Below are 21583 nucleotides of genomic sequence, written 5' to 3' on the forward strand. Positions count from 1 at the left end.
CCGGTGGGCGCATGCCCGGGCCGGGGAACCGGTGGTGGAACTGCCCATTCTGGTGGAAGACCTGCTGGTACGGGTGACGTGGACGATCGGGCGGACCTCGTGCACGGCAACCCGCTGGGGGGTGCTGCCGGACGGGCCGGCACCACGGCTGGGCTGTCTGCTCCACGGTGGCGCCCGGCCGGGGCGGGAGACACGGTGACCCGGCTGTGGGAGGTGCAGGCCGGCAACGTTCCAGACGTGGAGCTCCCCGGTGGCGACGGGCTGCTTCTGGCCGGGCCGGTGCTGGAGGTGGACTGTAACCGCGCTGTGCAGGTGAGGGTCCGGCCGGTGGAGGACGGGCCGTTGCTGCCCGCGGCGGTGGCGGCCACGGCACAGGACGGGGTGGCCACGGTGACGGCGCACCCCCGGACCTGCCCGCCGGGSARYACCCGGCTGGCGTTTCTGCTCGGCCGGTACATCCACGGGGACCGGGTGGCGGCCGGGGTGGACATGCCGGTGGTCACGGTCGGCTGTGCGCTGCGACCCGAGGAGTTCGGGGGTGGCGGGCTGATGCCGGTGTCGCATCGGGTTCGCCTGCTGGRCGGCGGTGGCCGGTGGGTGGAACACACGATGTGGGAAGTGATGTCGCTGTCCCGGTACGCGGCCTTGACAGCGGGGGACCGGCTGTGAACGGCACCGACCGGCCTGAGTCCGACAAGGGGTCCGGGCTTGATGAGTCCTTCGTGGCCCGGCTGGAGTTGGCGTTGACCGCCCGTATCCGAGCGGAGCATCCCGGGCGGAACGCGGACCTGATCGGGCTGGTGGTCGGCCGGACGGTGGAACTTCTCGCCGGGTCCGCCGCGCATAACATGCGGCATCCCCTCGCGGACGCCGTAGTGTATCTACTCGCGCACGGTTTGCGGGACGGGCGGTACCATCAGGTGCTGGCGGATACCCGGTTGGACCTGCCGGGTCTCACCCGTGACGTGGATGCTTTCAACCGGGAAGTCGCGCTTCTCGACAGGCTGCATGAACGGCATCGCGCCCCGGGCGGCAGGGGTGACGATGGCTCTGCGGCCACCACCCCAAGGGAGCCAGGCGGCCCGGGCGGGTAGTACCGGCCCGTTGCGGGTTCCCCGCCGGTCTTGATCCTYGTAGGCCTGCTGTGGCTGTCCGCCTGCTTCTCGGCGTGGTCGACCTGCCGCGGGCGTGCTGGTCCCGGTGACCCACAGATCTGTGACGGGTAGAGGTCCGCCTGCCTGTCACTGCGGGGAGGACCCTGCCCTGCCCCCCAACACCGGGCGGGGTCCTCCCATCCTTCGAGCGACCCCGGGCCGCGCGCTGTCGTCCCCGACTGCCGCCGGTCCCGGGGTCTTTCCCTGCCGGGTGGGGTAGGCGGCCTGTTCCGGGCGGGTTGGTGGGGTTAGGGGCAGGGGGGTTGGTAGGGGAAGGTGGGGAGGTAGCGGTGCCATTCGTCTTCGCTGAGTCGGCCGGTGGGGGTGGTGCAGGCGCGGCGGGTGAGGCTGGTGGGGTTGAGATCCCACAGGCGGGCGGTGGTGTCGTCACCGGCGGTGGCGAGCATCGTCCCGTCGAAGGCGAGGGTTTCCACGGGTCCGGTGTGGCCGGTGAGGGTGGCCAGCGGGCGGGGGGTGCGCGGGTTGGTGAGATCCCACAGGTGGGCGGTGCCGTCGGTGCTGGCGGTGGCCAGCGTCGTGCCGTCGGGGGCGAAGACGGCGGTGGTGGTCATGCCGGTTTCGGGGATGGTGGCGGCGGGCTGCGGCTGGGTGGGGGTGGTGAGGGTCCACAGGAGGGTGGTGCCGTCCTGCTGGGCGGTGGCGAGCATCGTGCCGTCGGGGCTGAAGGTGGCGTCGAAGGTGGGGCCGGGGGCGAGGGTGGCCAATGGTCGGGGGGTGCGCGGGTCGGTGACGTCCCATAGGCGGGCGGTGCCGTCAAGGCTGGCCGTCGCAAGGGTGTGGCCGTCGGGGCTGAACGCCACGTTTCCGGCGATGTAGCTGTGGGGGGTGAATGTGGCGAGGGTGGAGGTGGCGCGGGGGTCGGTGATGTCGATTAGGAGCACGGCGCCGGTGGAGGTGCTGATCGCGAGCAGGGTGCCGGCGGGGTTGAACGCGGCGCCGTAGGGGGTTCCGCCCGTGTGCAGGGTGAGGGTGTTGACCTGGTCGGGGTGGTGGGGGTCGGTGATGTTCCACAGGCGGATGGTGGTGTCGTCGCTGGTGGTGGCGAGCAGGGTGCCGGCGGGGTTGAACGCCACGTGGTTCACCCCGTCGTCGTGGCCCAGGGTGGCTACCGGCTGGTCGGGGTGGGTGGGGTTCCACAGGCGTGCGGTGTGGTCGGCGCTGCCGGTGGCGAGGGTGTGCCCGTCCGGGCTGATGGCGACGGACAGGATTTTGCCGCTGTGGCGGAACGTTGCCAGCGGGGGCAGACCTCGGGCGGCGGCGGCCAGCAGGGCGATGCGCGCGGCCGGGTCGGGGTTGAGCCGGTAGGCGGCGACGGCGAGACGGACCGCGAGATCCGGATCATCGGTGGTGGCCTGGTCGGCGAGGATCGCGGCGGCGCCGTGCCGGTCGGGGCGGTTCGCCGTGGTCGGGGTGTGCCGGGGGCGGTCCGTGATGAGCAGGACAGCGGCGGCGAGGACCACGGCGGTCGCGGTGGCGAGGATCGTGATCCGGGTTCGGCGAGCCGGCGGTATGGGCCGGGCGTAGTGCGGGGGGATTGCCGGTGGTGGTGGGGCGGGCTGCGGTCCCTGCCTGCCGTGCCGGGTGGGTGCGGCGGGGGGCGGTGTTGGKGGTTGGGTGCTGGTGAGCATCCGGTATAGCTGCTCGGCGGTCGGCCGCTGCTCGGGGGCTTTGGCCATGGCGGCGGTGACGGTGTCGTGTAGTCGGCCGTGAAGCTGGTTTAGGTGGGTGGGATGGTCGTACCGGATGCGGTGCAGGAGTAGTTCGGATGATCGGTCCCCGAAGGGGGGTTGGCCGGTCGCGGCGTAGAGGACGACACCGCCCCAGGCGAAGATGTCGGCGGCCGGATCGGGTGGGGCGCCGTCGATGTTTTCGGGGGCCGTGTAGGCGGGGGTGCCGATCTGCTCGTCGATGTGGAACATGGTCATGCCGTGGGCGCGGGCGATGCCGAAGTCGATGACGCGAGCGCCCGTGGGCGAGAGTATGACGTTCGACGGTTTGAGGTCGCGGTGGACGACTCCGGCGCCGTGGATGACCGTCAACGCCACTGCGATGTGGACCGCAACCTGTTCCAGCTCGGCGCCGCGTAACGGGCGGCGGGCGGCCTGGGCGAGGGTCGGGCCGGGCACGTAGTCGGTGACCAGGTAGGGCCGTTCGGCGTTGGGGTCGGCGTCGAGGAAGGCGGCGGTGCAGAACCGCGGCACCCGCCGGGCGGCTTCCGCTTCGTGGCGGAACCGGGCGCGAAACTCCGGGTCGGCGGCGAACTCTACGCGGATCACCTTCACGGCGACCGGATGATGGTGCGGGTCCTCGGCGAGGTAGACCACGCCCATCCCCCCGACCCCTAACCGGCCGCGCAGACGGTAGACCCCGATGTGGGTGGGGTCGTCGATACGAAGCGCCGTGGCAGGCTGGGGCATGGTCAGGGCTGGCCGGTCGGGGTCTTCGTCGGTGTCGGGCGAGGCTGGAAGCTGGCGGCGGGTGGGGGTGGGGTCATGGCGCGGCTGCGGCGCTGCGGGTCGGTGCGGGTCGTGCCCTCCTGGCCGCGTAGCTGCTGGTCTAGCTCCATCGCCAGGGCGAGCGTGACGCCTGCTTCGTGGCGGCGTTGGAACCAGTCGGCMGAGATGCCGCCGTAGTGGGCGGCGGCCTCGTCGCGGCGGGCGGTGCGTGTGGCGGCGGTACCGGACCGGCCGGGAACAAGACCGAGTAGGGCGGCGGCGGCGTCACCGCGGGGGCTGCCGAGTGCCTACACGGCCGTGAGGATCATCCGGTGTGCGGCGAGGGCACGCCGGTGCTCGCTGAGGCCGGGGTGCGGGGGGCTGAGCATGTCCAGCATGGGCCGTGCCTCGGGATAGCTGGCAAGGTCGGCGGGATGGCGGACACCGACCTTGAAGCAGCCATCGAGCAGGGTGCGAAGCAGGTCAACGCGATCCGGTTCGTGGGGGGCCGTCATCGGCGTTCGTTCCTTCCTGTCGATGCCGACTCCGGGTCGGCTCCGCGGATACTCCGGGTTGTGTCCGTGTTTGCTCCGGGCTGAGCCCGTCCCGATGATGGCCCGTGACAGGCCGGTCACGCTGCTGGTTTGCGTGGGTGTTTGGCCGGGCTTGTGATCGCACCTCCGGGGCTGATCCGTGCACAGCGCATCCCGGGCACCGTGGATGATCCGTGTGGACTCCGGTTCCGCTCCGGGCCGGCTCCGTGTCCGCTGCCGGGGATAGTCCGTGCAGATTCCGTGGAAATACCGGGTTCAGTGCCTTTCGCGTGGCCGCTGCGGCGGGCAGAGTGAGGAACACGGAACGCGGTCCGCGTTTCCCGMCCCTCGCCTGATCTTCTCTGTGTGGAGGCTGATTTACTATGCCCCGCTACTACGTCCGCACATCCTACGGGTTTTGGCGGATAGTGGTCTTCTTCTGGGTGCTGTACCTGGGCCTGTTTCTGTTCTCCAACGTGTCTGCCCTGGTGCCTGTCGTCCTGGTCGGGATGATCGTTGCCGCGGTGTTCTGGCTGGCTTCCCGGGTGATCCGCTGATGGCACGTCCTGGCGCGGTCGACCGGCGGCATGGGCGGCTGCTTGTCGCCGCGCTGGTGCTCTGGACGGCGGGACTGTTCTTCCTGTCCCTCGCCACGTCCCTAGCTATCGCATTGATGGACCGGTCCGCGTCTACTCCCACGCCGGTGTTGGTGACCGCGGCTGACCCGTGCACCACGACCATGCAAGCGTCCTATTCCCTGTCCTTCGGCTATTCCCCGTTGCATAAGGAGATGTCATGCGCGCTATCCCGGTGAACGAATCGCTGTTGGAAAACGTCGTCGCGGTCAGCGGCGCGATGCCGGAAACGGATCTGGACGGCAAGCAGAAGGCGAACCGTGACGGCCTGCCGGTCTACGGGGTGCAGGTCGCGGTCACCTACGACGGCACCGCATCTGTGATCAAGGTGAAGGTGGCGGGTGAGGCACCGCGGGTGCAGGTCGGGATGCCGGTCACCCTGGTCGGCCTGATCGGTACGCAGTGGGCGATCGGCGAGCGGCACGGGATCTCCTGGAGCGCACAGGCGATCCGTCCGCTTCCCACCCCGAACCCGGCCCCGGCGTCGAAGAGCTGACGGTCTGCCGGGGGCGGCATCCCTGACCCGGTGCCGCCGTCCCCGGGGCTGCTCCTTGCGCCGGTTCAGTGAGGGACGGTTGTCATGGCAGTGCTGCGGGTCCGGCAGGGCCGAATCAGAAAAGATCAATTTCGGTTGGCGTTACGGCCGTCCGTCCCTGAACTGCTGCTGCGCTACGGGCTGCGCTACGTCGCCTCGTGGTGGCGGGAAGCGCTCGCCGTTGTCCTCGCGCTGCTGATCTACCGGCGGGCGGTCGATGCCCTCGGGCCGGTCGGCGGGCGGGGGCTGCTCGTCGGCCTGGTGCTCGTCGTCGCCGGAGTGCCGCGGCTGCGCGCTGCCGTTCTCGGCTGGCTGCTCGGCGGGCGGCTACGCCGACGGTGGGCGGCGGCCTGCCGGGCCTGCGGCCTGGAAACCACGAGGCACACCGTGCTGCGAACACCACGGATTCGCCGGGCCTGGCGCGGTGCGGCCGGCTGGCATCTGCGGATCACCCTCGCCCCCGGACAGTCCGTGGACGACCTCCAGCAGGCCGCACCCCGGCTGACCGCCACGTTAAAACTCCGGGAACTGCGGATCTCCCCGAACCTTGCCCGCGCCGACCGGGTCGGCGCGGTCCTGGTGCACCGGGAAGTCCTGGGCCGACCGATCCGCGCGGACCTGCTTCCCCCCGGCGATCCTGGTGATCTCGACCGGCTGCCCATCGGCGCCCGGGAAGACGGCACGGCCTGGCTGCTGCCCCTGCGCGGCTCGCATGTCCTCGTCRCCGGTGCGACCGGCGCGGGCAAAGGATCGGTGTTGTGGTCGACGATCCGGGCGTTGGCCCCGGCGATCCGTGGCGGCCTGGTTGAAATCTGGGCCTGTGATCCCAAAGGTGGCATGGAGTTAGCGTTCGGCGAGCCGCTGTTTCACCGCTTCGCGGTCGACACCCCATCGATCGCGGATCTACTCGCGGACGCGGTCCGGGTGATGAACCGGCGCACCGGCCGGCTACGCGGGGTCTCCCGGCTGCACAAACCGTCCACCGATGATCCGCTGATCATCGTCCTGGTCGACGAAATCGCCAGCCTCACCGCATATGTCGCGAACCCGAAGCTGAAAAAGCAGATCGCGRCATCCCTGTCCCTGCTGCTCTCCCAGGGACGCGCCCCCGGGGTCGTCGTGGTCGGCGCGGTCCAAGACCCCCGGAAAGAGGTACTGCCGCTACGAGACCTGTTCCCCGTGCGCATCGCGCTGCGGATGACCGAAGCCGACCAAGCCGACATGGTCCTCGGCAACGGCGCGCATGACCGCGGCGCACGGTGCGAACGCATCCCCCGCGCCCTGCCCGGTGTCGGCTACGTCCTCGTCGACGGCGACCCCACCCCCGTCCGGGTACGGGCCGGCTGGCTGGCTGACGACGACATCCGCACCATGGCCGCGCACCACACCCAACCCGCCGCGCAGCCCCCGACGCACCGCCCGGCAACCCCGCCCGTCCGACCGGCCGCGCTACCGCCCACCACCGCCGGGCAGGGCTGGACCCCCGACCTGACCGCTTTCCCCCCGCCCCCGGTAGGCCGCACCCGACCGGGGGCACCCGGCAGCGTCCAAGGCGGCGGGAAAGCCGGGGAGGAAGACGATCCGACGATCCCGCTCCGCGGCTGGCGGTCACCTCCACCCCCCGCTCTACCCCCCGCACCCCCGTCGATCGACGCGGACGACGGCAGTCCCGAAGCCGAAGCCGCCTGGCGGGCCTGGGAAGCCCACTTCCCCGGCGAACCCGGCTAAATCACCCACCGGCCAGGACCCCGGCCGCCCGGCACCCTTCCCCTTTTTCTCCTTCGTCGTGCCCCCCCGGACACCGCTGCCGGCGTCGGGCGGCTCGACCCTGCCCACAAGGAGCCACCCACAGTGACACGCCCTATCGATACCGTGACCAAACCGGGTGAAGGGACGGTGGCCGGGGGCTGCACACACCCCATCCGCCTCGCTGGCCACACCGATCATGTGGACATCACGACCGGGGAGGTACGTCGGGCGTTCTCCTCAGCCGGACAGCCGGGCGGGGTGGTACACGTGCGGTGCAACAACCGGCGCGCTTCCGTCTGCCCCTCCTRCTCCAAGCTCTACCAGCGAGACGCCCGGCGGATCGTGCTGTCMGGGCTGGCCGGTGGCACGAGCGTGCCCGACACGGTCAGCGGTCATCCGGCGCTGTTCGTGACGTTGACCGCCCCGAGTTTCGGCGCGGTGCACTCCCGCCGCAGCAAAGGGAAGCGGGGCGAGGCGCGGGCGTGCCGGCCTCGGCGGGGCGAATGCCCGCATGGACGGCCGGCGGGCTGCCACGCCCGGCACCGGGACGGGGATCGGTTGYTCGGAACACCGCTGTGCCCGGACTGCTTCGACTATCCGGGCGCGGTTACGTGGAACAGTCTCGCGCCGATGCTATGGAAGGTCACCCGGGATCGAATGGAATCGGCGGTCGCGGCGGCGGCGGGGTTGACGGTGGCCGGTCTGCGCCGCGTCATACGGATCACCTGCGTGAAGGCAGCGGAAATGCAGGCCCGCGGCCTGGTCCACCTACACGCCGTCATCCGGATCGACGGGCGCGGCGAGAACCCGAATGACCTCGTGGCACCACCCGCGTGGGCGACAACAAAGCTTGTCGCCCACTGCCTGCGCACAGTCCTCGGGGAAGTGGCCATACCTGCTCCCGACCCGAACCACCCCGGCGGCGTGACCCTCGTGCGCTGGGGTGACCAGCATGACCTACGCCCCATCACCCTGGACGGACCCGCCACAAGCGGGAAGATCGCAAACTACCTCGCCAAGTACCTCACCAAGAGTGTCACCGCCGGCGGCCTGCTCGACCGGCCCGTACGTAGCCTCGGGCATCTCGCCCGCATCCCCCTCAACCCCCACGCCCGGCGGATGGTGGAAACCTGCTGGCAGCTCGGCCAGGACGAGGACTTCACCGCGGCACTCGACGAAGCCACCGGACGGCAACCCGGCCGTCTCCCCGCTCTGATCCGCTGGTCCCACGCGTTCGGCTGGGGCGGACACTGGATTTCCRAGAGCCGCCGGTACTCCACCACCTTCGGCACACTGCGCGCCGCACGCCGCACCTGGGCACGCACCATCGGCGCCGTCCTGGCAGGCCGTCYGGTCGGCGACGCCTTCAGCCGCCCCGACAACGACCCCCGCACCACCATCCTCAGCACCTGGCRCTACGCCGGACGGGGCACAACCCCCGACATCGATGCACACAGCCGGAGCGGACACGGACCCCCATCCCACCGCGCGACCCTAACCCCGACCACCCGCGGCGGAGACGACGATGCCTKAGCAGACACCCGCGCGTGCACCCCTGTGGACCGTGCACGACCTTGCCCGTTACCTCGGTGTCCCCGTCAACACCATCTACAARTGGCGCACCACCGGCGACGGACCGCCGTCCCTCAAGGTCGGGCGGCACGTCCGCTACCGCGAACAGGACGTCACGACCTGGCTGACTACCTGCGGTAACCAGACTCACGAGTAAACCTGTGCGCCCCACGCCGCCCGGCCAGCGTCCCTCGTACCGGGCGACCTGACGGGGAACATGACGTGCATCATGTTCCCCGTCAGGTCGACCCGTCCGGCCGGCGTCCGGAGACCGAGTGGAAGACGGCCGGAAACCAGCAACGACAAAGATCGAAAGACGTCGACTGATCCACTCAAAGTACGGGATAAGTACGGGATGACCTTGCAGGAAAATCGACTGCTGCGCGAGAATCGCCTGTGCTGCAAGGGTTCTGGTGGGGCGGGTGGGGCTCGAACCCACGACCGACGGATTATGAGTCCGCTGCTCTAACCGGCTGAGCTACCGCCCCCTGGATCGATCCCCCCCAGCGTCTCACAGCGTGGAGGACGTCTCACAGCGTGGAGGACATCGACGACGTACAGCCTAACGGCTACCGCCGGGTGGCATGCGTCCGCTCGTCTGGCCGCGGAGAGGAGCCCAAGAACAAGACTCACCGGAAGTGGACGACCACGGAATGCCGAGGCGGCACGGATCGACGGCGGCACGGATCGACGGCGTCCCGGGTCGACGGCATTCCGGCGCCGCCGCCGTCCCGGCGACATGCCCAGGTCAGCGCCTGTCCGGCGCCGCTTGACCGCTCGATCCGGACTTGTGATGCCGAGACGACATCCCCCGGCTATGCTCACCGTGCTGATCCGCTCACGCGGCTTGTCCCGATCTGCCGCCTGCCGAAGAGCGATGAATGACCGCTGATCCCGAATCCGCCTGGCAGCGTTACACCGTCTCCGCCGAGCTTCTGTACCGCGACGACACGGCCGACGCCCTGCGCGGCCGGGACTTCGACGCCGCGTTCCTGCTCATGCGCAAATGGGACCATGTCAGCCAGGACCGCCTAGCCTCCTCCATCGAGGGGTTCAGCCAGTCCCGGATCAGCGGCCGGTCCGCACCCACTACGTCGTCGACAACAGCCGCCACACCCGCAGCAACCCCGCCGACCGGCTACCAGACCGTCGCCATCACCAACGGCTACACCCGCACCCTGCACACAGCAGGGCCCGACCACATCATCGACTCACTCACCGAACTCCTCGACCTCCTCGCCTGACAGCGAGGGCGCGGACCTCAGGCCACCTCCCAGCCGGTCAACCCAGCCGACTGTACTGTAGATGGCACCGAGGACACGAAGGCCGCTCCGGCAGGGACCGCCGGGTGTCACTATTGGTGCCTTCACAAACGGCTCATACCTCATAGCGACTCTCGGAGAGTACGGCGAGCCGGGCACCGCCCATCACGAGTGGGACTTTCGAGTCGTGTCTCGTCAAGGTTCCCAGGTAAACACCAGGATGTTCGACTGCAGCGGTGGCGCAGTTGAACACGCGTGTTGTCGCCGGAGTCGGGTGTTCGCGCCGCACCGGCCCCGGCGTAAGCTTGAAAACCGCGGATTAGCCCCGGCCAAGCGGTGCTCTGCCTGGCCGGGCTCCCCGGGAATACMCCATCCACTGCTGCTCAACGCCGAGGATTGGCCGGAAGGCGAAGAGTGCGTTCCACCGCACGCCGGCAGCCGGGCGTCCATCAACGAAGTGATCGAGGCAGAACGTTGTGCGTTGAAAGGGCCGTGCGCAATCGTGTACCCGGTCGACCTGGCGCCATGCCATGCGCGCCGTCGGGTAACTGTCGGCTGTCCGTTCACCATCTCTGACCGCGGAGGCGCAATGCTTTGTCGTCCGAGCCACCCCCGACCTGCCGTCACTCGCMCTTGGAGTGGGGCGGATGCGTGACGACCGAGACGTCTTCCGGCGGTTGACCGATCTGTTCGAGTCCGGCTCGGTGTCCTACCGGATGATCCCGCATCCGCCCGAGGGTCACACCGACGTCGCCAGCCGGCTGCGTGGCCACCCCCTCCAGCAGGCCGCCAAGTCCCTCGTGGTGCGGGTGGCAACGGGCAGGCGTTCCCGGCGCTACGTGCTCGCCGTGGTCCCCGGTGACCGTCGGGTCGACCTGAACGCGCTGGCCGACCGGTATGGCGGCCGAGAGGCCTCGTTCGCCGCCCGTGAGGTCGCCGAACGTCTGGCGGGCAGCGTCAGCGGATCCATCACCCCGTTCGTCTTCTCCCCCGAGCTGGACCTCATCGTCGACGAAGGCCTGCTTATCCACGACGAGATCTACTTCAACGCCGGACGGCTCGACCTGTCCGTCGCCCTGTCCGTCTCGGACTACCTGGTGCTGGCCCGGCCGACCGTCGCGCCCATCGCCGCCTGACGCCCTGGGCGGCCAGGAGCCAGCGCCCCGGCCCGTCGCACTCGGCACTCCTTCGTAGACCGCCGGACCTCCGGACCACCGGCGAAGGATGGGTACCGGAGCTGACCGAGATCGATCTCTGCCGCGAAGGGGGCCGAGATCTTGACCATGYCGGTGAACCCCTTTCCAGCTGGGCTCAGCGTGCCCTGGGCTCTCCTGGGCTCTCCGCGCCACGACTGTTTGCGAGGTGCGGACAGAGCCACCCGCAGTGAGCTTCTACCCAGGCGAGCACAACCGATCCCGACGATCATGCCCACCCCGCCGGTTGCCAGTTACTGATCCATAATCCTAAGTAAGGTTCACCTAAAGCAGGTTAGGCTAACCTCCGTCTCTGGTACGTTCCGTGAAGCCGGCTACGCGGCGGACCGAAAGGAATCGGACGTGTGGGGTGATGTGCTCCCGAACCTGCTCATCGGGCTGCGCGAGGGCCTCGAGGCAGGCTTGATCGTCTCGATCCTGGTCGCGACGCTCGTCCGCGCCGACGAACGCTCCCGCCTGCCGCTGGTGTGGACGGGCGTGCTCGCCGCCATCGCCCTGTCGGCGAGCTTCGGCGCCGTGCTGACATTTGCCGCCGCGTCCATGTCCACGGCGGCGCAGGAGGTGTTCAGCGGGAGCCTCAGCCTCGTAGCGGTCGGTTTCGTCACCGTTATGATCTTCTGGATGCGGCGGTCGGCCCGCGCCCTGTCCGGCGAGATCAAGGGCAAGGTCACCGCCGCGCTGGCACTCGGGCCCGGCGTGCTGATCCTGACCGCTTTCCTGGCGGTGGCCCGGGAGGGTGTGGAGACCTCCCTGTTCATCTGGACGACCACCCGCGGCGCCAGCGAGTCGGCCGGTCCGTTGATCGGCGCCGCGGCCGGGCTCCTCATCGCCGCCGGGCTGTGCGTGGGGATGTACTACCGCGCCGTGAAGATCAACCTGACCAAGTTCTTCACGTTCACCGGCATCGGGCTCATCGTCGTCGCGTCGGGTGTCGCCGGGTACGGTCTGCGCGACCTCCAGGAGGCYGGTGCCCTCCCCGGCTTCGACACGGTCCTGTTCGACCTGCGGACCACCTTCGACCCGAGTTCCTGGTACGCCAGGCTCGTCGAGGGCGTCTTCAACATCACTCCGCGGATGACGGCGCTGCAGGTCACCGGCTACCTGGCCTACCTGGTGGTGGTACTGGCCCTGTTCGTCCGCGGCACCCGCGCCCCCCAACCAGCACAGCCAGCACAGCCAGCCCAGCCAGGAGAACCGGCCGCCGTCCCCGCCGCCAAGAGTTCCGATCGCACGCCGGCCCCGACGCCCCTGACGCCCCCGCCGGCCCCGACGGGGGCGTCGGCTGGCCACCGGCTGCCGCGGTGGGCGCTGCCGGCCGCCATCGTCGCGGTGCCGGCCCTCGCCGCCGGCGCCACGATCCTCGCGCTCGGCCCGTCGTCCAGCGGCGGCAGCGGCGGGACGATCGAGGTGACCGGCGGCTCCTGCGCGGCAGGCTGGGCGGCGCCCCGGTCGGGCAGGCAGACGTTCACCGTCCACAACAGCAGCGCCCAAACGGCGGAGGTCCGCCTCATCGACCCGGCGACCGGTGCCATCCATGCGGAGATCGAACTGCTGGCGCCCGGAACCACCCGAACCCTGTCGGCCACCATCGGCGGGGGCACCTATGCCTGGGAATGCCTGCCGGACGGCGGTAAGCGGCTGCTGTCCGCGAGTCAACGGGTGGCGGGCGCGGCCAGCGGGGCCGCCTCCATCCTCCCCGTGACGGCAGAGACCATGAGCGGCCCGCTGCGCGGCTACCGCGCCTTCGTCGCCGTCGGCCTGGTGACGTTGCAGGGCAGCGTCGACACGCTGCGCGCGGACGTGGAACACGGCGACCTGGACGCGGCCCGCCGGGACTGGCTGCCCGCCCACCTCGACTACGAGCGCCTGGGCGCCGCCTACGGCACCTTCGGGGACTTCGACTCCAAGATCAACGGACTGCCTGCCGGGCTGCCCGGCGGAGTGCACGACCCAGACTTCACCGGCTTCTACCGGATCGAGTACGGGCTGTGGCACGGTGAGTCGGCCGCCTCGCTGGCCGCGTCGGCGGTCGGGTTGTCCAGCGACGTAGCGGGGCTGCGGGCGGCATTCCCCACCCAGGAATTCGATCCGAACGACCTGGCCCTGCGCACCCACGAAGTGCTGGAGAACACGCTGCAGTTCCAGCTCACCGGCGCCGCCGATCAGGGCAGCGGCACGGCTCTGGCGACCGCGAGCGCAAACGTGGACGGCACCCGGGAACTGCTCACCGTGATCGCGCCGGTGCTGCAGACCCGGTCGCCCGCCGCGCTGACCGCGGCCCGCCAGCAGTTGGGCGCCTTCGGCGCGCTGGTGCGGCGGGTCGGCAACCCACACGGCACCTGGATCCCGCCGGGACGGCTGCCACTCGCCGACCGGCAGAAGCTGAACGGCAGCCTGGGCGCGCTGCTGGAGACTCTCGCACCGATCCCCGACATCCTCGAGATCAGGAGTACCGGATGAGCCCCGGGTCCGACGGCGGGCGGATGGGACGCCGCTCCTTCCTCGCCGGAGCCTTCGCCGCGGGCGCCGCGGCCGCGGGCAGCGCCACCACCGTCGCGGCCGGAACCGGCGCTGCGGTGCTCACCACCGCCGCGCCGGCCGCCGCGGCCGCCAGCGGAAGCTCCGACGAGGTGGTTCCCTTCCACGGCGTGCATCAGGCCGGGATCCTCACCCCGCAGCCGGCCGCGGCCATGTTCGCGTCCTTCGACGTCATCGCCGACGACCGGGCCGCGCTCACCGACCTGTTCAAGACGATCACCGCCCGGGCCCGGTTCCTCACCGCCGGCGGTGCTCCGGCCGACCTGGGCACCGTCGCCCCACCGTCGGACAGCGGGGTCCTCGGGCCGACCGTGCCCCCGGACGCGCTTACCGTCACGGTCGGGGTCGGCGCCTCCCTGTTCGACGGCCGGTTCGGCCTGGCCGACCGGCGTCCCCGGCGGCTGGCGCCGATGCGTACCTTCCCGAACGACAACCTGAACCCCGCCGACTGCCACGGCGATCTCAGCCTGCAGCTGTGTGCGAACAGCCGGGACACGGTGTTGCACGCGCTGCGCGACATCGCCCGGCACACCCGCGGCGGCATGCAACTGCGGTGGCGGATCGACGGCTTCCACAGCCAGCCCCGGCCAGCCGGCGCGCAGCGAAACCTGCTCGGTTTCAAGGACGGCATCGTCAACCCCGATGTGACCAGCGCCGCCGACATGGACCGGCTGGTCTGGGTGGACGGTGCGGGCGAGCCGCGCTGGACCACCGGCGGCTCCTACCAGGTCGTCCGCATCATCCGGATGCTGGTGGAATTCTGGGACCGGGTTTCCCTCAACGAGCAGGAAACGATGATCGGCCGGCGACGGGACACCGGGGCACCGCTGGACGGCACCGCGGAGACCGACATTCCCAACTACGCCCGCGACCCCAAGGGCACGGCCATCCCGCTCACCGCGCACATCCGGCTCGCCAACCCGCGCACCGCGGCCACCGACAACTCCCGCATCCTGCGCCGCGGCTTCAACTACGACCGGGGAACAGACAGCAACGGCAACCTCGACATGGGCCTGGTCTTCTGCTGCTACCAGCAGGACATCATCCGGCAGTTCGAGGCGACGCAGACCCGGCTCATCGACGAGCCGCTCGTCGACTACATCAGCCCGACCGGTGGCGGCTACTTCTTCGTGCTCCCCGGTGTCCGGGACGCGAGCGACCACCTGGGCCGGTCGCTGCTGGCCTGAGCGCCGTCGCTGCTATGGGCCGCGGCCCGGCGGTGCGTGATCACCTCGATTGGCACCGCCTTGCCCCTTGCCCGGCCCCCGCCTGCCCGGGCCATTGACCGCGAGACCTGGCCGACCGCGAGACCTGGCCGACCGCGCCTGGGGACGGACGGCCGGGCCGCCGCGGGTGAGATCAGGCCTCGGGTGAGATCAGACGGTGTGCCAGGGGCCGGTGACGGCGTAGGCGATGCCCGGGTCCTGGGTGGCGACGAACAGGTAACGGCCGTTGGTGGAGAAGCAGGAGCCGACGAACTCCCGGTAGATCTTGTCGGCACCATCCTGGAACAGGATCTTGTTCTGGGCGAAGGCGAAGGGGCTGCCCTGGCGGTCGAGACCGACGACGTAGTTGAGCCCGTCGCCGTCCTCACACAACAACGCCCCACCATGCGGGGTGATGCACAGGTTGTCGGGCCCGTCGAAGACTCCGGGCGTGTCGTAGTCGTCCGCGGCCTCGTGGGACGGCAGCAGCGCGACGAGAGTCAGGGTTTCGGCGGCGGGCTGGTACTTCCACACCTGGCCATCGTGGACGGTGGGGGGCAGCGCGGGGTAGCTGACGGAGGCGGGCAGGTCGGCCTTCTTGGCATAGCTGGCGTTGATCCAGGCCGCGTCCCGGGCCCAGAAGGCGCCCTCGAACTTCTTCGACCGGGTCACCCGGTCGGGGCTGGCCGCCGCCAGGGTGGCGGGGCGGCCCGGGTAGGCGAACTGCTTGCGGATCGAGGGCGAGGCGTCGGTCCCGTCCGGGTCGGGAGCAAGCACCGGCACCCACTTCACTGTCAGGCTGGTGCCGACCTTGGTGATCTGGGAAAGGTCGTCGATCGGGTTGCCGGCCGCGGTCCAGGCCTGCAGCGCCTCCAGGCAGCCGCCCGCCGCRTAGTCACCGAACTGGCCCGTCGCCCGGGTCGGGCGGAACCGGTAGAGCAGGCCGTTCGGGCCGCTCGCGTCCTCGGTGAGGTAGGCGAAGTTGGTCTTGGGATCGACCGCGACCRCCTCATGCGCGAAGCGGCCCAGCGCCGTCAACGGCGCCCCGGTGGTGCGGCGGCCCAGCGAGTCGACCTCGAAGACATAGCCGTGCCGCTTGCCACCACTGATGATCGACTCTGTTTCCTCGCACGTCAGCCACGCACCCCAGGGGGTGACCCCGCCGGCGCAGTTGCGGATCGTGCCGGCCAGGCTCACGTAGCGACGCTGCACGTTCGCGTTGACGTCCAGCACGATGTTCGTGGTGCCACCGAACGCGTTCGTGGCCGACCCGTCGTACACCGCGGCCCCGGTGGTCTTGGGCACCACCGGCGTGAACTGCGYGCCCGGGTTCACCGCGTCCTGCTCGTGGTTCTGCACCAGAATCGTCCCGCCCTGCGTCCCAGGAAACGAGCCGGTGCCGTCGAACTTGGTCGGGTACGGCGGGCTACCCGGATCGTCGAGCCGGTCAAACGGCTCGTTGTAGGGCGCCTGACCCCAGGTACCGGCCTTCGCGATCACCTTGTAATGGAAGCCGGCGGGAAGATCGAGCTTGCCGGCCGGGTCGGCCACCAGCGGCCCGTAGCCTCCCGTCGCCGCGCCCACCGGGCTCGCCGCCAGCAGGTTGAACGCTTCGGCGGACAGGACCACCACGGCCCCCGCCGCCGTGCCGTGCCGGAACAGATTACGTCGTGTCAACTCGCTCATGACGCGCAACCCTAGGAACGTGATGTTACCGCCCCTTTACGGAGAGGCCAACGTGTCACGGCCGCATCGTGGCCTTGTGATGAGCGAACGGTCCACCGGCCGCGACCGCGCCTCGACCGACACCGCATCGGCCCCTGCCACCCTGTATTCCCGGCGGGGGAACCCGCCTTATGCTCAACCTGATTCTCAGCGCCGGCGATTTCGCGTCACTCGTCGAACAGCTGCCGGCAAGGCTGGAGGAGTAGGGGCTGCCCCGCCCAGGGAGGGCACATACAGGCACGGAGATTGCCTTCGGCYGGGGGTGGCGGTCCCAAGGTCCCGTCAGAAAGCTTCGTCAGTCCCTGCTGATCGGGGCGGAGCAGAAGGGCATTGTCGAGTCGACGATCCGTCGGTGACCGACTTGAAGGAGCCAGCGTGCCCATCTGGCACATCCGTCCCTACGAGACCGTYGACTACGCGGCGACAGTACGCCTGCTGGAGGAAGTGAGGAGCACCCCGGGCGGCCCGCCCATCAACCTCACCGACACCGTGCTGGCGCTGCGGCACGAACTCCCGGAGACCGAGTCCCCCGCGGTGGTCGCCGTCGCGGGCGAGCATCTCGTCGGTGCCGCGGTCGGGCGCAAGGAGGGCGGCCAAGGCCGGGTGCTCACGGTCGCCATCGCGCCCGCCTGGCGTCACCACGGCATTGGTTCCAGCCTGTTGCAGAGCGTGGAAAACCTGCTCCTGCACGCCGGCTGCCGGCGGATCACCACGCTGATCACCCCCGGGCAGCCGGGTGAGGAGGCGTTCCTCAACCGCGGCTTCACCGCTACCGGGCAGGTACTCTATGACAAGCAGATTCCCCTGCGCCCGGCGGACGTCTCCACCGTCGAGCGGTGGGGCGGCGCGCTGCTGAGCGCCTCCGAGTGGTCCAACCTCGCCGGGATGGAGGAGGAGCGCGCGCTCATCGAGAAGCGGCTGCTGCTGCCGGTTCGGGAACGGGAGCTCGCCGAGGCGTACGGAGTCGTCATCCCGACGGCGATGCTGCTGTTCGGGCCGCCCGGCACCGGTAAGACGTCCTTCGCCCGGGCGGTCGCCGCCCGGCTGGAATGGCCGTTCGTCGAGCTGCTGCCCTCACGGCTGGCCTCCGGCGGCAGTGGGYTCGCCGCCGAGCTGCGGTCAGCGATCAACGACCTCATGGGGGTCGAGCGGGTCGTCGTGTTCATCGACGAGGTCGACGAGATCGCCCAGTCGCGGGAGACCCGACCGGAGAACCAGTCCGTCGTCAACGAACTGCTCAAGGCGATCCCGCAGTTCCGCGGGGTGCAGGGCCGGCTGCTGATCTGCGCGACCAACGCGGTCTCGGCGCTGGATCCCGCGTTCATCCGGCCCGGCCGGTTCGATCTCGTCCTCCCCGTCGGACCGCCGGACGCCAAGGGGCGCCGGGTGCTGCTCGATGGGCTGCTCGACCGGGTCGCAAACAAGGAGGACATCGATCTGGACGCCGTCGTCGCGGCCACCGACCTGTTCACGCCGGCCGATCTCTCGGCGGTCGTGCAGCGCTCCGCTGCCGCCGCCTTCCACCGGGCCGCCGACGGGGTGAAGGTCGGCACCGGGGCGGGAGCGGAAAGCGGCGGGGGCGGCCACGGCCCGACGGTGACCCCGTTGAGCACACAGGACCTGCTGGACGCCGCCCGGCTGGCCCGGCCGACGATCAGTCTTACCGAGCTGGACCGCTTCCGTCGTGACGCGGAGGCCTTCACCCGGATCTGACCTGCCCCGCCCCTGCAGGGACGACCCGCACCCGGATCCGCCTCGCACCCGGATCCGGGTGTTGATAACTTTTGATTTTTCGATATAGAAAAGTATTTCCTGCCCCGATGACGAGGCGCGACACGGGAGAGTTCTCGACGAAACGAAAACCGCAGCGATCTTCCAACCCAACCACAATGAGGTTTCGCCATGACCGACGGAAATCGCAATCTCTACGTAGTCGCCTGCAGTGGCGGGTACCCCGCCGGGGACCTTCCCGCCTTCGTCAGGCAGGTGCGGTCCGCCGGCTGGGACGTGCGGGTGGTCGCCACCCCGTCGTCTTTGCAGTTCATCGACGCGCTCGACACAGGTCACGGGGACGGGTAGCGCAGCAGGGCACCGAGACCGTCGGTCGGTGCGCCGGGCAGATCGGCGGGCAGGACCCGCACGGCCGCGCCGGTGCCCCAAGCGGCCCGCACGGCCAGATCCGCCAACCGGCCGGTGGTCGGTGGTGACCCGGCCCGGCGGGCCAGCCGGGCCAGCGCGCCCGGCTCGGTGGCGACGTCCCCGGGCTCCGGCCCGTACCAGGCGGCCCGGTCGTCGCCGGGGTCGTCGACGACGAGCAGCGTGCCCACCTGAGCGCGGACGAGCGCGGCGAGCGTCGCGGGCACCCCGTCGACCGCCCGGCCGTGTGCGCGGTCCTCGGCGAAGCGGTCGAGCACGGCGCGGGTCCGGTCGCGAACCTCGGCCTCGACCAGCTCCCGCACCTCCTGGGAATGGAACCGGTCGCTCCGCCCGGGGTGACGTCCCCCGTGTTCGAGCTGGTGGACCAGCGGGGTCACCCGGGGCGGCAGATGCTTGCGCAGCAGCTGCACGGCCCGGACGTCTCCCGCGAGAACCACCAGCGCGGCGTCCACCCGCTCGGTCAGCTCGGTCACCGCCTCGGCGACCTGCGCGGCGTTKTGATCCCACGAGTCCTCGGCACGATCCTGGTAGCGGCGCTGCGACCAGCCGCCGGGGGCATTGCGCTCGATCTCGTCGTCGGAGCCGACGACCTCACCGGCGAACCGCAGTCCGTCCCCGGCCACCCGCAGGTCGGCGCCCGTCCGGTCGGTGAGCACGACCACACAGGGCACGCTGCTCTGCCGGTAGGCAAGCATCGGCAACGTGCAGGGCAGCGAGCCCCAGACGGCCCGGTCCGCCACCTGCCGTCGCAGCCGATGACACCAGACCACCCTGCCATCCGCGGCGCACGCCGCGAGAGCGGCGTTCTGCGGGCCGAGGGACGCCACAACCTCGTCCAACGCGCCCAGCGTCGCGCCATCCGCCCCGTCGGCGGCCAGGCTGTCGCGCAGGCGCCGCCACCGGACCGCCCGATCCGCCGCAATCCCGTCCATCTGATCGGACAGGCCCAGGTACAGCGTCGCGCACGGGCTCGGGACGGCGAACAACTCGTTGATCTCCTCATCTGGGATCACGGCACCGCGGCCTCCTGTTCTCCGCTCCCGCCGGTCGGCGAGCCGATCCTCCAGGGTCCAGGATGGGCACCGACCGGCTCTTCGGTCCGGCCTCTTCGGTTGCTCCCAGCCATACCCATCATCGGCGCGACGGACCGTCGGCCACCCGCCAGGACTTCATCCGGGCGCGGCCGGTATATATTGCTGCTGACGGTCCGAATCGGCTCGAGTTCGACTCTTCGCCGGCCTCAATGATCGGCATCGTCGGCAAACATCGTCGGCAAACGCCGAATTCCCTACCTGCCCCCGGCCTGTCCCCGGGGATCGGTCCATAGATCAGTGCTGTGCGCGCTTGTCAGGAGGTCGATGCCGGCCAGGACTTCCGCGGCGGGCCGGGCCTCTAGGCGGCGCCCGTCCCGCAACCGCAGGGAGACCCGCTCGTCGGCTGCCTCCCGGGCACCGATGATCGCCTGGTAGGGCACCAGACGAGCGGCCCGGACCCGCGCGCCCAGGGTGCCGCGCTGCGGACCGGCGGCCTCGGCCCGCAGTCCCCGGTCGGCCGCCTGCCGGACCAGCGCGAGGGCGTGGGGTACCTCGGCGTCGGAGATCGGAAGGGCCACCAGCTGCACGGGCGCAAGCCATGGTGGAAAGGCACCGCCGTGCGACTCGATGAGGTGGGCCACGGCCCGCTCCACGCTGCCGATAACGCTGCGGTGGACCATGACCGGCCGGCGCATCGCGCCGTCCGGGCCCGCGTAGCGCAGATCGAACCGTTCTGGCTGATGGAAGTCGATCTGCACGGTGGACAGGGTGGCTTCACGGCCGGCACTGTCGACGATCTGAACGTCGATCTTCGGGCCGTAGAAGGCCGCCTCCCCCTCCACGGCCTCGTAGGCCACCCCCGCGGCGTCGAGGACCTCGGTCAGCAGGGCGGCGGACCGCCGCCACATGCCGGGGTCGCCGACGTACTTCCCGCCCGGCCCCGGCAGGGAGAGCCGGTAGCGGGCCGGGCTGACACCCAACGCGCCGTAGGCCTCGCGGATCAGCTCCAGCGCCGCGCGCGCCTCGTCGGCGACCTGCTCCGGAGCGCAGAAGATGTGCGCGTCGTTCAGCTGGATCGCCCGCACCCGGGTCAGCCCGCCCAGTACCCCCGACAGTTCGGAGCGGTACATGCCACCCAGTTCGGCCATCCGGAGTGGGAGATCGCGGTAGCTGTGCGCGCGGGAGCGGTAGATCAACGCGTGGTGCGGGCAGAGGCTCGGCCGCAGCACCATCTGCTCCCCGCCAAGCCGCTCCCCGCCAAGCCGCTCCCCGCCAAGCCGCTCCCTGCCAAGCCGCTCCCCGCTGAGATCCATCGGCGGAAACATGTCGTCCCGGTAATGGGACCAGTGGCCGGAGATCTCGTACAGCTCCCGCTTGCCCAGCACGGGCGAGTACACGTGCCGGTAACCGGCCCGACGCTCCACGCCACGGATGTACTCCTCCAGGGTGTGCCGTACGACGGCACCGGCGGGCAGCCAGTACGGCAGACCCGACCCGATCAGCGGGTCGGTATCGAAAAGTTCCAGCTCGCGACCGAGCTTGCGGTGGTCGTACACCGTGGTCTCCTCACCTCGCGGCAGGTAGGGCGGGTGACCACAAGGCGAAGCCCCGGGGCATCCACCCCGGGGCTTCGACAGAAGAACGGCTGTCAGCGCGCCGGGACACTCTCCGGCGTCGTCGTCAGGCCAGCGCGCTGCATGTCGTCCAGGTTAGCAGTGCCGCCCCCGCCGCGGTGACAATGACGACAGCGGTGACGGCGGCGTGCGTGACGGCGGCATGCGTGACAGCGGGGTGGGCGGGCGGGTAGCGGGCGG

General features: G+C 70.4%; 19 protein-coding genes, 1 tRNA gene and 2 pseudogenes. 15 read left to right on the plus strand and 7 right to left on the minus strand.

Annotation, left to right across the window (positions count from 1 at the left end):
• The 3 genes and pseudogenes from CcI156_RS27065 to CcI156_RS17625 form a co-directional block, all read left to right on the plus strand.
• A pseudogene (locus CcI156_RS27065) lies at nucleotides 1-199 on the plus strand (hypothetical protein); the annotation flags it as partial.
• Nucleotides 196-669, plus strand: a complete 474-nt coding sequence (locus CcI156_RS17620; protein ID WP_254847491.1) for a hypothetical protein — start codon at nucleotides 196-198, stop codon at nucleotides 667-669. The pseudogene CcI156_RS27065 and the gene CcI156_RS17620, both read left to right, overlap by 4 nt.
• Entirely contained in the window at nucleotides 666-1094 is a 429-nt protein-coding gene (locus CcI156_RS17625) for a hypothetical protein (protein WP_023841509.1), read from the plus strand. Before CcI156_RS17620 ends, CcI156_RS17625 begins: the two co-directional genes overlap by 4 nt.
• 308 nt (nucleotides 1095-1402) lie before the next feature.
• On the opposite strand, the gene CcI156_RS27430 is transcribed toward CcI156_RS17625, so the two are convergent.
• The 3 genes from CcI156_RS27430 to CcI156_RS27085 all read right to left on the minus strand — a co-directional run bounded on the left by CcI156_RS27430 (nucleotide 1403) and on the right by CcI156_RS27085 (nucleotide 4125).
• Complete coding sequence (locus tag CcI156_RS27430) at nucleotides 1403-3592, minus strand: WD40 repeat domain-containing serine/threonine protein kinase (RefSeq protein ID WP_011437774.1); 2190 nt, start codon at nucleotides 3590-3592, stop codon at nucleotides 1403-1405.
• A 2-nt stretch (nucleotides 3593-3594) separates the two neighbouring features.
• Nucleotides 3595-3741, minus strand: a complete 147-nt coding sequence (locus CcI156_RS27080) for a hypothetical protein (RefSeq protein ID WP_254847492.1) — start codon at nucleotides 3739-3741, stop codon at nucleotides 3595-3597.
• 177 nt (nucleotides 3742-3918) lie between these two features.
• The gene (locus CcI156_RS27085; protein ID WP_139341531.1) at nucleotides 3919-4125 is read right to left on the minus strand and encodes a hypothetical protein; all 207 of its coding nucleotides are present in this window, start codon (nucleotides 4123-4125) and stop codon (nucleotides 3919-3921) included.
• A 401-nt stretch (nucleotides 4126-4526) separates the two neighbouring features.
• Here CcI156_RS27085 and CcI156_RS25805 point away from each other — a divergent pair, with 401 nt between their 5' ends.
• The 6 genes and pseudogenes from CcI156_RS25805 to CcI156_RS17660 all read left to right on the plus strand — a co-directional run bounded on the left by CcI156_RS25805 (nucleotide 4527) and on the right by CcI156_RS17660 (nucleotide 8791).
• A complete protein-coding gene (locus CcI156_RS25805) occupies nucleotides 4527-4700 on the plus strand; it encodes a hypothetical protein (protein WP_023841510.1) in 174 nt (57 codons plus the stop codon).
• On the plus strand, nucleotides 4700-4957 hold the full coding sequence (locus CcI156_RS17640) for a hypothetical protein (RefSeq protein WP_023841511.1): 258 nt from the start codon (nucleotides 4700-4702) through the stop codon (nucleotides 4955-4957). The genes CcI156_RS25805 and CcI156_RS17640 overlap by 1 nt, the downstream gene beginning before the upstream one ends.
• Nucleotides 4939-5274, plus strand: a complete 336-nt coding sequence (locus CcI156_RS17645) for a hypothetical protein (RefSeq protein WP_011437776.1) — start codon at nucleotides 4939-4941, stop codon at nucleotides 5272-5274. The genes CcI156_RS17640 and CcI156_RS17645 overlap by 19 nt, the downstream gene beginning before the upstream one ends.
• Before the next feature lie 84 nt (nucleotides 5275-5358).
• The gene (locus CcI156_RS17650; protein ID WP_076806937.1) at nucleotides 5359-7041 is read left to right on the plus strand and encodes an FtsK/SpoIIIE domain-containing protein; all 1683 of its coding nucleotides are present in this window, start codon (nucleotides 5359-5361) and stop codon (nucleotides 7039-7041) included.
• A 168-nt stretch (nucleotides 7042-7209) separates the two neighbouring features.
• Nucleotides 7210-8502: pseudogene (locus CcI156_RS17655) on the plus strand (replication initiator); the annotation flags it as partial.
• Between the two features lie 85 nt (nucleotides 8503-8587).
• A complete protein-coding gene (locus CcI156_RS17660; protein ID WP_076806939.1) occupies nucleotides 8588-8791 on the plus strand; it encodes an AlpA family transcriptional regulator in 204 nt (67 codons plus the stop codon).
• Between the two features lie 254 nt (nucleotides 8792-9045).
• Here CcI156_RS17660 and CcI156_RS17665 read toward each other — a convergent pair.
• Nucleotides 9046-9122 (minus strand) — tRNA-Ile (locus CcI156_RS17665).
• Between the two features lie 393 nt (nucleotides 9123-9515).
• Here CcI156_RS17665 and CcI156_RS17670 point away from each other — a divergent pair.
• The 4 genes from CcI156_RS17670 (at nucleotide 9516) to efeB (ending at nucleotide 14835) form a co-directional block, all read left to right on the plus strand.
• On the plus strand, nucleotides 9516-9878 hold the full coding sequence (locus CcI156_RS17670) for a hypothetical protein (protein ID WP_011437780.1): 363 nt from the start codon (nucleotides 9516-9518) through the stop codon (nucleotides 9876-9878).
• Nucleotides 9879-10543: 665 nt separating this feature from the next.
• Nucleotides 10544-11032: a YbaK/prolyl-tRNA synthetase associated domain-containing protein gene (locus CcI156_RS17675; protein ID WP_011437781.1), complete on the plus strand. Its 489-nt coding sequence runs from the start codon at nucleotides 10544-10546 to the stop codon at nucleotides 11030-11032.
• A 420-nt stretch (nucleotides 11033-11452) separates the two neighbouring features.
• Nucleotides 11453-13570, plus strand: coding sequence for an iron uptake transporter permease EfeU (efeU, locus tag CcI156_RS17680; protein ID WP_023841512.1), 2118 nt, complete (start codon nucleotides 11453-11455; stop codon nucleotides 13568-13570).
• On the plus strand, nucleotides 13567-14835 hold the full coding sequence (efeB, locus tag CcI156_RS17685; protein WP_011437783.1) for an iron uptake transporter deferrochelatase/peroxidase subunit: 1269 nt from the start codon (nucleotides 13567-13569) through the stop codon (nucleotides 14833-14835). The genes efeU and efeB overlap by 4 nt, the downstream gene beginning before the upstream one ends.
• 189 nt (nucleotides 14836-15024) lie before the next feature.
• On the opposite strand, the gene CcI156_RS17690 is transcribed toward efeB, so the two are convergent.
• A complete protein-coding gene (locus CcI156_RS17690; RefSeq protein WP_076806941.1) occupies nucleotides 15025-16539 on the minus strand; it encodes an alkaline phosphatase PhoX in 1515 nt (504 codons plus the stop codon).
• Between the two features lie 414 nt (nucleotides 16540-16953).
• Here CcI156_RS17690 and CcI156_RS17695 point away from each other — a divergent pair, with 414 nt between their 5' ends.
• Nucleotides 16954-18291 carry an ATP-binding protein gene (locus tag CcI156_RS17695; protein ID WP_076806943.1) on the plus strand — a complete coding sequence of 446 codons (1338 nt, stop codon included), beginning with the start codon at nucleotides 16954-16956 and terminating at the stop codon, nucleotides 18289-18291.
• A 189-nt stretch (nucleotides 18292-18480) separates the two neighbouring features.
• Nucleotides 18481-18657, plus strand: coding sequence for a hypothetical protein (locus tag CcI156_RS17700; protein WP_023841513.1), 177 nt, complete (start codon nucleotides 18481-18483; stop codon nucleotides 18655-18657).
• Here CcI156_RS17700 and CcI156_RS17705 read toward each other — a convergent pair.
• Nucleotides 18642-19748: a Vms1/Ankzf1 family peptidyl-tRNA hydrolase gene (locus CcI156_RS17705; protein ID WP_076806945.1), complete on the minus strand. Its 1107-nt coding sequence runs from the start codon at nucleotides 19746-19748 to the stop codon at nucleotides 18642-18644. The genes CcI156_RS17700 and CcI156_RS17705 overlap by 16 nt on opposite strands.
• A gap of 275 nt (nucleotides 19749-20023) precedes the next feature.
• Nucleotides 20024-21349 carry a threonine--tRNA ligase gene (thrS, locus tag CcI156_RS17710; protein ID WP_076806947.1) on the minus strand — a complete coding sequence of 442 codons (1326 nt, stop codon included), beginning with the start codon at nucleotides 21347-21349 and terminating at the stop codon, nucleotides 20024-20026.
• Nucleotides 21350-21583: the final 234 nt, after the last annotated feature.

It is taken from the genome of Frankia sp. CcI156, from assembly GCF_001983015.1.
Lineage (GTDB): Bacteria > Actinomycetota > Actinomycetes > Frankiales > Frankiaceae > Frankia > Frankia casuarinae.